Source organism: Bradyrhizobium sp. WYCCWR 13022 (assembly GCF_030435535.1).
In the GTDB taxonomy this organism is placed as follows: Bacteria; Pseudomonadota; Alphaproteobacteria; order Rhizobiales; family Xanthobacteraceae; genus Bradyrhizobium.
The window spans coordinates 379,778-390,533 of record NZ_JAUIZJ010000010.1 but is presented as its reverse complement, the minus strand read 5'-3'; the positions used below and the strand labels follow the sequence as shown (position 1 = coordinate 390,533).

General features: G+C 64.9%; 13 protein-coding genes. 6 read left to right on the top strand and 7 right to left on the bottom strand.

What is annotated here, in order from left to right; translation table 11 throughout:
- Positions 1-41: 41 nt before the first annotated feature.
- Positions 42-167, bottom strand: coding sequence for a hypothetical protein (locus QY049_RS17515; protein WP_301269715.1), 126 nt, complete (start codon positions 165-167; stop codon positions 42-44).
- A gap of 129 nt (positions 168-296) precedes the next feature.
- On the opposite strand from QY049_RS17515, the gene QY049_RS17510 reads away from it, so the two are divergent.
- Positions 297-1,145 (top strand): SDR family NAD(P)-dependent oxidoreductase, encoded by an 849-nt coding sequence (locus QY049_RS17510; protein WP_194479889.1) that lies wholly within the window; start codon positions 297-299, stop codon positions 1,143-1,145.
- 14 nt (positions 1,146-1,159) lie between these two features.
- On the opposite strand, the gene QY049_RS17505 is transcribed toward QY049_RS17510, so the two are convergent.
- The gene (locus QY049_RS17505) at positions 1,160-2,332 is read right to left on the bottom strand and encodes an MFS transporter (protein WP_301269714.1); all 1,173 of its coding nucleotides are present in this window, start codon (positions 2,330-2,332) and stop codon (positions 1,160-1,162) included.
- A 60-nt stretch (positions 2,333-2,392) separates the two neighbouring features.
- On the opposite strand from QY049_RS17505, the gene QY049_RS17500 reads away from it, so the two are divergent.
- Together QY049_RS17500 and QY049_RS17495 are read left to right on the top strand one after the other, a co-directional pair.
- A complete protein-coding gene (locus QY049_RS17500; protein WP_194479885.1) occupies positions 2,393-3,220 on the top strand; it encodes a helix-turn-helix transcriptional regulator in 828 nt (275 codons plus the stop codon).
- Positions 3,221-3,344: 124 nt separating this feature from the next.
- Positions 3,345-4,697 carry a malonyl-CoA decarboxylase gene (locus QY049_RS17495; RefSeq protein ID WP_194479883.1) on the top strand — a complete coding sequence of 451 codons (1,353 nt, stop codon included), beginning with the start codon at positions 3,345-3,347 and terminating at the stop codon, positions 4,695-4,697.
- 89 nt (positions 4,698-4,786) lie between these two features.
- Here the strand turns inward: QY049_RS17495 and tarD are convergent, their stop codons facing one another.
- The 5 genes from tarD to QY049_RS17470 all read right to left on the bottom strand — a co-directional run bounded on the left by tarD (position 4,787) and on the right by QY049_RS17470 (position 8,583).
- Positions 4,787-5,956 carry a D(-)-tartrate dehydratase gene (gene tarD / locus QY049_RS17490; protein WP_194479882.1) on the bottom strand — a complete coding sequence of 390 codons (1,170 nt, stop codon included), beginning with the start codon at positions 5,954-5,956 and terminating at the stop codon, positions 4,787-4,789.
- 119 nt (positions 5,957-6,075) lie between these two features.
- Positions 6,076-6,333 carry a DUF3297 family protein gene (locus QY049_RS17485; protein WP_194479880.1) on the bottom strand — a complete coding sequence of 86 codons (258 nt, stop codon included), beginning with the start codon at positions 6,331-6,333 and terminating at the stop codon, positions 6,076-6,078.
- Positions 6,330-6,806, bottom strand: a complete 477-nt coding sequence (locus QY049_RS17480) for a glutathione peroxidase (RefSeq protein WP_194479878.1) — start codon at positions 6,804-6,806, stop codon at positions 6,330-6,332. The genes QY049_RS17485 and QY049_RS17480 overlap by 4 nt, the downstream gene beginning before the upstream one ends.
- A 2-nt stretch (positions 6,807-6,808) precedes the next feature.
- The gene (locus tag QY049_RS17475) at positions 6,809-8,209 is read right to left on the bottom strand and encodes an amidase family protein (protein WP_301269713.1); all 1,401 of its coding nucleotides are present in this window, start codon (positions 8,207-8,209) and stop codon (positions 6,809-6,811) included.
- A 116-nt stretch (positions 8,210-8,325) separates the two neighbouring features.
- Positions 8,326-8,583, bottom strand: a complete 258-nt coding sequence (locus QY049_RS17470; RefSeq protein ID WP_194479875.1) for a hypothetical protein — start codon at positions 8,581-8,583, stop codon at positions 8,326-8,328.
- Between the two features lie 249 nt (positions 8,584-8,832).
- On the opposite strand from QY049_RS17470, the gene pqqA reads away from it, so the two are divergent.
- The 3 genes from pqqA to pqqC all read left to right on the top strand — a co-directional run bounded on the left by pqqA (position 8,833) and on the right by pqqC (position 10,752).
- Positions 8,833-8,913, top strand: a complete 81-nt coding sequence (gene pqqA / locus QY049_RS17465; RefSeq protein ID WP_007595659.1) for a pyrroloquinoline quinone precursor peptide PqqA — start codon at positions 8,833-8,835, stop codon at positions 8,911-8,913.
- 118 nt (positions 8,914-9,031) lie between these two features.
- Positions 9,032-9,961: a pyrroloquinoline quinone biosynthesis protein PqqB gene (gene pqqB / locus QY049_RS17460; RefSeq protein ID WP_301269712.1), complete on the top strand. Its 930-nt coding sequence runs from the start codon at positions 9,032-9,034 to the stop codon at positions 9,959-9,961.
- Positions 9,962-9,996: 35 nt separating this feature from the next.
- The gene (gene pqqC, locus QY049_RS17455; protein WP_194482611.1) at positions 9,997-10,752 is read left to right on the top strand and encodes a pyrroloquinoline-quinone synthase PqqC; all 756 of its coding nucleotides are present in this window, start codon (positions 9,997-9,999) and stop codon (positions 10,750-10,752) included.
- Positions 10,753-10,756: the final 4 nt, after the last annotated feature.

Sequence of the window (10,756 nt, the reverse complement as noted above, 5' to 3'; positions counted from 1 at the left end):
TTCGTGACCTGCCCCCTCCGTCATTGCGAGCGCAGCGTCGCTCAGGCCTTCTCGCTTGGCGCCTCGCCGCTGGAGACCAGCAGCACCGGGACCTTCGACTGCCGCAGCACCGCGTCGGCAACGCCGCCGAAGGAGAGGTGGTCGGCCTGGATACGGTCGACGCCCATGGCGGCACCGCGCGGCCAGACGCGGACATCCGGCAGGCTTCCAAATCGCTCGAAAGTGCGATCATATGCCCTCCGGAAACAACCTGAAGTTTCAGTGCAAAAGTCTCGGCTTGCCGGAGGAGAATGCGCGTGAAAGAACTCGCTGGAAAGACCGCGTTCGTGACGGGTGCAGCGTCAGGCATCGGCCTGGGGATCGCGACCGCTTTCGCCCAGGCGGGGGCGAAGGTCATGCTTTGCGATATTGAAGAAGAGGCTCTGTCCGCAGCGCTCGAGCAACTGAAGCTCACCAACGTCGATGTCGAGGGCGTGAAAGCCGACGTCTCACTCAAAGCCGAACTCGTGGCGGCCGCCGAAGCCACGACTGCCCGCTACGGCAAGGTGCATATCCTCGTCAACAATGCGGGCGTCGGCGGCGGCGGGCCCTATGGGGCCTGGACCGAGGCGTCGTGGAATTGGACCCTCGGCGTCAACCTGATGGCGACCATTTGGGGGATCGAGATCTTCGGGCCGTTGATCGAACGGCATGGCGAAGGTGGACATATCGTCTCCACAGCCTCGATCGCTGGCCTGATTTCAGGGGCGAGCACTGCATACAACGTTTCAAAGTATGGCGTTGTCGCGCTGTCCGAGGGACTACGGCAGGAGCTCGCGCCCCGCGGAATTGGCGTATCGGTGCTGTGTCCCGGGTTCATCCGCACTCAAATCATCAACTCGAGGCGCAATGTCCCCAAACGCTTCGAGGAGGGCGTTCCTGCCATGCCGACTTCCGGCCCCGTCGCCGAGCGGATCAACCTGATCCGCGAACGCGTCTCTCAGGGCATCGATCCCCTCTATGTCGGTGAACTCGTCCGCGAAGGCGTCGAAAACGACTGGCCATATATCTTCACCGACCTCGAATTCGAGCCGATCGTCGAAGCGCGCTTCGCCGCAATCAAGCAGGGCTTCGACCACATCCGCGGCCGCAACCCGAAACATTGAGCGCGCGCCTTCGCTCACGCCGCCGCCGGCGTCCTGATCTCGCGGGGCAGGATGATCGCGGCGGCGATCGCCAGCAGGCACAGGCCCGCAAACGCGTGCAGCATGGTGACGAAGCCGCCCTGCTCGTAGAGCCAGGCGACCAGGCCCACCGACGCGCCGGCCGCGGTGAAGCCGATGAAATAGCGCACGGCGTAGGCGCGCGAGCGCCATTCTTCGCTGGTGTACTTGCCGACCATGGCGTCGTTCACCGTGACCTGGCCGAACGCACCCATGACGATGCCGATCGACACCAGGATCAGCGGCAGATTGTTCAGGCTTGCGGCCAGATACAGGAACGGCGCCAGCATGAAGGACAGCGGCAAGGCCACCGTCTTCAGGGAATAGCGATCGAGCAGCCGGCCGATCGTGTACTGCGTCATCGCCCCGAACACGTAGACGCAGGCCGCGATGACCCCTAACAGCGCCGGGCTCCTGGTCAGGTCCGCGAGCCGCTCCGCAAACAGCTTTGGCAGCGCCACGGTGACGGCATTGAAGGTGGTCGAGATCGCGATCACGACGATCAGCAGCGACAGCACCACGCGCCACATGTCCTGCTTGGCGACGCGCGCTTGCGCGGCCGCCTGCTTCGAGCCCTTGCGGTCCTCGTGCACGACCAGCATCGCGAAGGCGATGCCGATCAGGATGGTGACGATGCCGGGAATGATGAAGGCGAAGCGCCAGCCGAGATACTGTCCGATCACGCCGGTGACCAGCGCCGAGGAGGCAACGCCGAGATTGCCCCAGACGCCGTTGATGCCCATCTCGCGGCCGAGTCTCTCGGCATAGGACACGATCATCGCGGTGCCGACGGGGTGATAGATCGAGGCGAACACGCCGATCGCGAGCAGCGCGGCGCCGAGTTGCACCGGCGTCTGCACGAAGCCGACCGAGATCATGGAGGCGCCGATGCCGACGAAGAAGATCAGCATCATGTGGCGGCGGCTCCAGCGGTCGCCGAGCCAGCCGGTCAGCAGCGAGCCCGCGCCGAAGGCGATGAAGCCGGGGGTCGCGTAGGGAAGCAGTTCCGAATAGGCCATGCCGAGCGCCGGCCCCATGATGATCACGGCGGCGGCGAAGATCAGCATCGCATAATGGTCGATGAAATGACCGGCATTGACGAAACTGATGACCCTGACGGGGCTGTTCATTCGGAATCCTCTCCTGCTCCGAAATGAGTTATATGTCGGAGCCATGACGGGATGCTGCCAATGACTGTCTTGGAAACGCCAATCCTGAGGGAGGTCCAGGGCAACCACCGCTCCACCGCGGGCGTGCACCTGGTCGCGCGCGACTATCCGAGAGGCATGCGGATCGACCTGCACATGCATCGCGAGGCCCAGCTGATCTATGCGGCGAAGGGCACGATGCAGGTGAACACGCCCGAGGGGCGCTGGCTGGTGCCGCCGGACCGTGCGGTCTGGGTGCCGGCCGGGCTCCAGCACGCCATCGACCTGCTCGCCGACATCGAGATGCGCACGCTGTATTTCGACGTGGCCTGGCTGAAGCGCGAAAAGCGCTACGAGGGACTGACCCGGGAATTCGTGGTGCGGGTGTCGCCGCTGCTCAACCAGGCGATCCTGGCGCTGTTCGACCCGCGCAACACCGAGGAACGCACCGAGCTGCTGGTGCGCCTGGTGATGCTGGAATTGCACCAGGCCGAGGATTCCGCGACCTTCGTGCCGCTGCCGCACGAGCCGCGCTGCCGGCGCGCCGCGATGATCGTGCTCGACGATCCCACCGGGCTCCACGACATCGACACGCTCGCGCGCGAAGTCGGCACCTCCGCTCGCACGCTGTCGCGGCTGTTCTCGACGGAGACACAGCTCAGCTTCAAGAGCTGGTGCCAGCGCGCCAGGATCGCGGCGGCGATCCGGAGGCTGTCGACCGACGCGAATGTGTCGGTGAAGCAGCTCGCGACGCAGCTCGGCTATGCCAGCGTGCCCGCGTTCTCGGCCGCGTTCCGCCAGGTGACGGGACGGACGCCGACGGAGTTTGCCACGCACTCGGTGTCATCGCCCGGCCTGACCGGGGCATGACTGCGTCTTCGGGGATGCATGGCACCACTAAAGATACAAAACTCCACCGCTTGATTGTGATCGGCATCCGCCTAAATCCCGTGTAAGCTTCCGCACCGCACAAACCCGGATTCGAAAAGCCCAGATGGCCAATGCCTTCTTCTCCGACCTGCTCGCCACAATTTCCGAGCGCGGCCGCACGCTGCTGCGCCGGGGGGATGCCACTGACGCCAAGCAGGATGCCGACGGGCTGATCGAGCTCTGCGGCGCGCTGCTGTCGGGCCGGGGCGAGGCCTCCGGCACCGCCATGGCGCGAGAGGTGCTCGACATCTACCAGGAGCTGGATCCGGCAGGCCGCCGCGCCTTCTTCGAAGGGCTGGTGCGCGATTTCGGCCCGGACCACGAGCGCCTGACCAAGGCGATCGAGAAATGGCGCACTCAACCGAGCGACGAGGACGCGAGCGCGCTGCATTTCGCCTCGGAACCGCGGCGGCAGGAGCTGATCCGCCGCCTCAACCGCGCGCCGGGCGGCACCGGCGATCTCGTCGCCATGCGGGCCGACCTGCTCGGCATGATGAACGGACACACCGATCTCGCCGCGCTCGACCGCGACGTCTCGCATCTTCTCTCGTCGTGGTTCAACAGGGGGTTTCTCGTGCTGCGCCGGATTGACTGGTCGACCCCGGCCAACATCCTCGAAAAGATCATCCGCTACGAGGCCGTGCACGAGATCAGCGACTGGGACGATCTGCGCCGCCGCATCGATCCGGTCGACCGCCGCTGCTACGCCTTCTTCCATCCGGCGATGGTCGACGAGCCGCTGATCTTCGTCGAGGTGGCGCTGACCGAGACGATTCCCGGCGCGATCGCGCCGCTGCTGGCGGTCGATCGCCAGCACCTGCCGATCGAGAAGGCGCGCACCGCCGTGTTCTATTCGATCTCCAACACCCAGCGCGGTCTCGGCGGCATTTCCTTCGGCAGCTTCCTGATCAAGCAGGTGGTCGAGGAGCTGCGCCGCGAAACGCCGAAGCTCGACACCTTCGTGACGCTGTCGCCGGTGCCGGGCTTCATGCAATGGATCAAGCAGGACAAGGATTTGCCGCTGTCGGAGGAGGACCGCGAGATCCTCAAGCGCCTCGACGATCCCAAATGGTTCGAGAACCCGGAGACGACGGCGCAGCTGCGCGGCGTGATCGAGCCGCTCGCCGCCCACTACTTCCTGAAGGCGCGCACCGCGAAGGGCCGCCTGATCGATTCCGTCGCCCGTTTCCACCTCGGCAACGGCGCGCGCCTCGAGCGCATCAACTGGTTGGGGGACCTCTCGCCCAAGGGCCTGCGCGAATCCGCCGGCGTGATGGTCAACTACCTCTACCGCCTCGACGACATCGAGAAGAACCACGAAGCCTACGCCAATGACGGCGAGGTCGTTGCCTCCAGCGCAGTGAAGAAGCTGCTGAAGGGCGAAGGGCGACGGCTGCTGGACATGCGGTTGTCGTAGGGGGCAAACGCTCTTTCCACGCCATTGCGAGCGTGGGGAAGATTCCAAGAGGAGTGGATAGCGCAGTCGTCGTAGTCCAACGACCGCCGTTACTCCGCCAGCGCCTTCATCTCCTTGTAGAGATCGGACTTGCCCTCGAAGCCGATGCCCGGAAGGTCGGGCATGGTGATGTGGCCGTTCTCGACGCGGACGCCGTCCGGGAAACCGCCATAGGGCTGGAACAGGTCGGGGTAGCTCTCGTTGCCCCCTAGGCCGAGGCCCGCCGCGATGTTCAACGACATCTGGTGGCCGCCGTGGGGGATGCAGCGGCTGGGGGACCAGCCGTGGGTCTTCAGCACTTCGAGCGTGCGCTGGTATTCGCACAGGCCATAGGACAAAGCGCAGTCGAATTGCAGCCAGTCGCGGTCGGGGCGCATGCCGCCGTAGCGGATGAGGTTGCGGGCGTCCTGGTGGCTGAACAGATTCTCGCCCGTCGCCATCGGGCCGGGATAGAATTCGGCGAGGGCGGCCTGCAGCGCGTAGTCGAGGGGATCGCCGACCTCCTCGTACCAGAACAGCGGATAGTCGCGCAGCATCTTGGCGTAGGCGATGCCGGTCTCGAGATTGAAGCGGCCGTTGGCGTCGACGGCAAGCTGCGCGTCCTTGCCGATCTCTTCCAGCACGGCCTCGATACGCTTGCGGTCCTCGTCGATATCGGCGCCGCCGATCTTCATCTTCACGACGTTGTAGCCGCGATCGAGATAGCCCCGCATCTCGCCGCGCAGCATCGATAAGCCCTTGCCGGGATAGTAATAGCCGCCGGCGGCGTAGACGAACACGCGCGGGTCGGCTTTGACGCCGTGACGCTCGGCCAGCAGACGAAACAGCGGCTTGCCCGCGATCTTCGCCACCGCATCCCACACCGCCATGTCGATGGTGCCGACCGCGACCGAGCGCTCGCCATGGCCGCCCGGCTTCTCGTTGGTCATCATCGCGGCCCAGACCTTGTCGGGGTCGAGATTGTCGCCTGATACGTTGAGCAGCGACTTCGGATCGGCCTCCGTGATGCGGGCGGCAAAACGCTCGCGGATCAGGCCGCCCTGGCCGTAGCGGCCGTTGGAGTTGAAGCCGTAGCCGACGACCCGCCTGCCGTCGCGCACCACATCGGTGACGACGGCGACGAGGCTCGTCGTCATCTTGGTGAAGTCGATATAGGCGTTGCGGATCGGGGACGAGATCGGCTTGGTGATTTCGCGGACGTCGACGATGCGGACGGACATGGGGGATTCCTTTCGTCATTGCGAGCGAAGCGAAGCAATCCGGTCTGTCACCGCGGATGGATTCCGGATTGCTTCGTCGCGAGGGCTCCTCGCAATGACGAGGAGAGAGCTTGAGGTGCTTACTTCTTGTCCCTGAAATACGGCTCCACGGGCCCGTGCACCTTGATGGTCAGCGGGTTGCCGTAGCGGTCCTTGGCGTTGCCGGCGGTGACGCGGACCCAGCCTTCGCTGATGCAGTACTCCTCGACATTGGTCTTCTCGACGCCCTTGAAGCGGATGCCGACGTCGCGCTGGAGGATATCGGCGTTGTAATAGGGGCTGTTGGGGTCGACCGACAGGCGGTCCGGAAATTCTTCGCTCATTGATGTCTCGCTCATAACAGGGTCTCGATCTTCTGCCGCAATCCTTCCGGCCGCGCGGTGGGCGCGTAGCGCGCGATCACCTGGCCGGCACGGTCCACCAGGAATTTGGTGAAATTCCATTTGATGGAGGCGCCCAAGAGGCCGGATTGCTGGCGTTTCAGGTACTCGTACAAGGGATGCGCGTGGGCGCCGTTGACGTCGATCTTCTCGAACAGCGGAAAGGTGACGTCGTAATTGGTGGAGCAGAACGCCTGGATCTCGGCCGCCTGCCCCGGCTCCTGCGCGCCGAACTGGTTGCAGGGAAAGCCGAGCACCGAGAAGCCGCGCGGTGACAGGTCGCGGTGCAGATCTTCCAGCCCACGATATTGCGGCGTGAAGCCGCATTTGCTCGCGGTGTTGACGATCAGGAGCACCTGCCCCTCGTAGGCGCGCATCGACACTTCTTCGCCCGCGAGCGAATTGGCCTTGAAGTCGTAGAGATCAGACATCGCTAACCCACGGGATCGATCGGCGACGGCGGCACGCCGCCCGCCTCGATCGCTTCGCCGGCGAGCAGACACAGATCCTCCCGATAGCGGCCGGAGACGATGTGCACGCCGACAGGCGTTTTGCCGACGAGGCCGGTGGAGACGACGAGGCCCGGCAATCCCATGAAGGGCGTCGCGATCTGCGGCAGCTGCGCCTCCCAGACGCGCTCGAAGGAGGCGGCGTCCTTGCGGTCGAGATGATCGGGGAACGGCAGTTCGCCGGAAACGGGCGTCAGCACCACGGCGTATTTCTCGAAGAACAGCATCCAGTCGCGGGTCAGCGTGGCGCGGCGGGTCAGCGCCTTCGCGTAGTTGGCCTGGTCCATCGGCGTGACCTTGGCACGGTTGCCGCGCAGGCACGCCAGCGCACCGGGATCGCCCTCGCGCTCCGCCATTTCGAGTTGCGCCTCGAAGGCATCGCCCAGCCAGAGCTTGCGCTGCCATTCGACCGCTTCGCGCATCGGCGGGGTGTTCTCGATCATTTCGACGGTCCAGCCGGCGCGCTCGAGGCGCTTGCCGGCGTCGGTCACGGCCGCCTTCACCTCAGGCGTGGTGGCCAGGCCGTCCGGGTTGAGGCAGATCGCGGCGCGCTTCTCGCGCGCGGGGCCTTCCAGCGGCACCGGCACATACCAGGGATCGCGGACGTCGCGGGCCGACATCGCGGCGAGCGAAATCCTGAGATCGTTGACCGTGCGGGCCAAAGGACCCGAGACCGCCATGATCTGCGGGCCGATCGGGCGCTCCGGCAGCGCCGGATTGAAGGCGGGGATACGGCCGAGGGTCGGACGCAGGCCGTGCACGCCGCAGGCATAGGCGGGATAGCGGATCGAGCCGGCGATGTCGGTGCCGTGGGCGATGTGGCCGATGCCGGCCGCGACCGCCGAGCCGGCGCCACCGGACGAGCCGCCGGGGGTCAGCGACGCATCGCGCGGGTTCCTGGTGTCGCCATGGACGAGGTTGGTGGTGAACCAGCGATAGGAGAAGGCCGGGCAATTGGTGCGCCCAAGGAGAACCGCGCCGGCCTTGCGGAAATTGGCGACGACAGGGTTGTCCTCGCGCGCAATCAGGTCGCGCTGGAGCTTCAGGCCGTTGGTGGTGGCGAAGCCTTCCTGGTCGACATTGGCCTTGATGGTGACGGTCACGCCCGCGAGCACGCCGGGGTCCTCGCCCCGGGCGATGGCCGCATCGACGGCGTCGGCCTGCTTGAGCACGTCCTCCGGCCGGTGGTCGATCACGGCGTTGAGCTTGGGATTGACGGCGTCCAGACGGTCGAGGCCGGCCTCGGCCGCCTCCCGGGCGGATACTTTTTTGGACCTGACGAGGGTCGCGAGGTCGGCAGCCGACAGGCGCCAGAGATCTTGCATGACGTGCTCCGTGTGACCGGCGTCTTTTAGCGCCGGGACCGCGGCAAAGCCATGCGGATTTCGCAGGGGAGCAAGTTGGCTCACCTCCCCGCCACGCTCGCAACTTGCCCTTTCGCCTAGTGCCTCGTCGCCGACTCGTCCGGCATATCCAGCAGGGCCTCGCTGAAGGGAAACTCCAGCACGATCTCGCCGTCGTCGTCGGTCACCTCGATGACCGCCTCGAGCAGGGCCGGCTGGGCGCCTTCGGACTTCACAACCTCCAGGATCATCTGGCGGGCGACCTCCCAGGCGCGATCGGGGTTGCGCAGATCCTCGCCGTCGGGGTCCACGATCAGTTCATCGCCGATACGGGTGTTGAAGAAATATTTGGGCATCACGAGATCCAGCTAGAGCCGCCTGTACCGGATTGAAAGCTGCACTGCACTCACAACTGCTTTATCAGGACAGGGTTCGCGACCGAATGCGCCAGACGCAAGGCCGTATCACCAGAAAGTACTGTTCCCCAGCCGAGTTTCGCGACGCAACATGCCCATGCTCGGGAAAATTTCACTGGCGAACTTTCACGCCCGCAGTAATTTAACCCCGGGCGGATACGTCCGAATTCGCGAATAAGGAGAGCCGAGATGGCCTGGAAAGCCCCCAAGATCGTCGAAGTGCCCTGCGGCATGGAAATCAACATGTATGTGAGCGCCACCCGCAAGTGAGCGGTTGGTGAGTATGCGTTCTGCGCAGGTGGGTCTTTCTGTCACGATCCGTTTCCGCACGATGGAAACCGTGACGGCCTGAGATCCACCTCGCGACGTTGCCTCCAGGAGACGGATCATGCTTCGCGTCGTCGTCCTGGGCGCCGGGGCTGGCGGCGGAGTCCCGCAATGGAATTGCGGGTGTCAGGGCTGCCGCGCGGCCCGCAGCCATGGACATGAGCTTTTTCGAACCCAGGCCTCGGTTGCCTTCAGCGGCGACGGCGAGCACTGGTTTCTGATCAACGCCTCCCCTGATCTGCGCCAGCAATTGAATGCCACGCCGCAGCTCCATCCCAAGGCGGGCGCGCTGCGCCACACGCCTGTCGCAGGCGTGATCCTGACCAACAGCGAGGTCGATGCGGTCGCGGGCCTGCTGTCGATGCGCGAGGGCTCGCCGTTCACGGTCTATGCGCACGAGAAGGTGCTGGCGATCCTGGCCAGCAACAGCATCTTCAACGTGCTGAACGAGAAGAACGTCAAGCGCCAGCCGATCGGGATCAGCGAGCCGTTCGAGCCACGGTTGCCCGACGGCGCGCGCTCAGGCCTCGAAGTGCTGGCCTTCGCGGTGCCCGGCAAGTCGGCCTGGTATCTGGAAGGCAAGGCGCATCCCGGCGGCGAGAGCGGCGACGGCGATACGCTGGGGCTGAAGATCACCGACAAGTCATCAGGCAAGTGCTTCTACTTCATCGCCGCCTGCGCCGAAATCACCGACGCGCTCAAGGCCGAGATCGACGGTGCGGCGCTGGTGTTCTTCGACGGCACGGTGTGGCAGGACGACGAGATGATCAGGGCCGGGCTCGGCCACAAGACCGGCAAGAGCATGGGCCACGTCGCAATGTCGGGCGACGACGGTGCGATTGCACGGTTGGCAGACCTCAATATCGACAGGAAGATATTTCTGCATATCAACAACTCGAACCCGGCGCTGCTGCCCGCCTCGCCCGAACGTAAGATTGCCGAGGCGGCGGGATGGCAGATACCGGCCGACGGAACGGAGATCGTGCTGTGAATGCCACGTCCAAGACTGGACTAAACATGACTGGAATGACTGCGCTCTCGATCGGCAAGGACATCAGGCTGAATTCGGCCGAAGAGCTCGAGGCGACGCTGCGCCATATCGGCGCGACGCGCTATCACAGCCTGCATCCGTTCCATAAGCTGCTGCACGGCGGCAAGCTGAACAAGGGCCAGGTACAGGCCTGGGCGCTGAACCGCTACTATTACCAGAGCACGATCCCGATCAAGGACGCCGTGGTGATCTCGCGCTTCCGCGACCGCGCCACGCGCCTGGAATGGCGCCACCGCATCGAGGACCATGACGGCGATGTCGGCTCCGAAGGCGGCATCGAGCGCTGGCTGAAGCTGACCGAAGGCCTCGGGCTCGACACGGCCTATGTGGAATCGACCGAGGGAATTCTCCCTGCAACGCGCTTTGCGGTGGAGGCTTACGTCCATTACTGCCGCGAGAAGAGCCCGCTGGAGGCGATCGCCTCCTCGCTCACGGAGCTGTTCGCGCCGAGCATTCACGAAGAGCGCATCGCCGGCATGTTACAGCATTACGATTTCGTCAATCCTGATATCATGAGCTATTTCAAGCGCCGCCTGACGCAGGCGCCGCGCGATGCCAACTTCGCGCTCGACTATGTCAGGACCCATGCGACGACGCCGGAGCAGCGCGCGCTTGTGTGCAACGCGCTGATCTTCAAGACCAACGTGCTGTGGGTGCAGCTCGATGCGCTCCAGCACGCCTATGTCGAGGGCAACATTCCGCCGGGCGCGTTCGTGCCCAAGGCGAGTTGAGGGA

Bases quoted from the DNA above. Each gene is read 5' to 3' on its own strand.
- QY049_RS17500 (WP_194479885.1), top strand. From the start codon at position 2,393: ATGACTGTCTTGGAAACGCCAATCCTGAGGGAGGTCCAGGGCAACCAC.
- QY049_RS17470 (WP_194479875.1), bottom strand. From the start codon at position 8,583: ATGCCCAAATATTTCTTCAACACCCGTATCGGCGATGAACTGATCGTG.
- pqqC (WP_194482611.1), top strand. From the start codon at position 9,997: ATGACTGCGCTCTCGATCGGCAAGGACATCAGGCTGAATTCGGCCGAA.
- QY049_RS17515 (WP_301269715.1), bottom strand. From the start codon at position 167: ATGGGCGTCGACCGTATCCAGGCCGACCACCTCTCCTTCGGCGGCGTT.
- tarD (WP_194479882.1), bottom strand. From the start codon at position 5,956: ATGTCCGTCCGCATCGTCGACGTCCGCGAAATCACCAAGCCGATCTCG.
- QY049_RS17485 (WP_194479880.1), bottom strand. From the start codon at position 6,333: ATGAGCGAGACATCAATGAGCGAAGAATTTCCGGACCGCCTGTCGGTC.
- pqqA (WP_007595659.1), top strand. From the start codon at position 8,833: ATGGCCTGGAAAGCCCCCAAGATCGTCGAAGTGCCCTGCGGCATGGAA.
- QY049_RS17475 (WP_301269713.1), bottom strand. From the start codon at position 8,209: ATGCAAGATCTCTGGCGCCTGTCGGCTGCCGACCTCGCGACCCTCGTC.
- QY049_RS17495 (WP_194479883.1), top strand. From the start codon at position 3,345: ATGGCCAATGCCTTCTTCTCCGACCTGCTCGCCACAATTTCCGAGCGC.
- QY049_RS17505 (WP_301269714.1), bottom strand. From the start codon at position 2,332: ATGAACAGCCCCGTCAGGGTCATCAGTTTCGTCAATGCCGGTCATTTC.
- pqqB (WP_301269712.1), top strand. From the start codon at position 9,032: ATGCTTCGCGTCGTCGTCCTGGGCGCCGGGGCTGGCGGCGGAGTCCCG.
- QY049_RS17480 (WP_194479878.1), bottom strand. From the start codon at position 6,806: ATGTCTGATCTCTACGACTTCAAGGCCAATTCGCTCGCGGGCGAAGAA.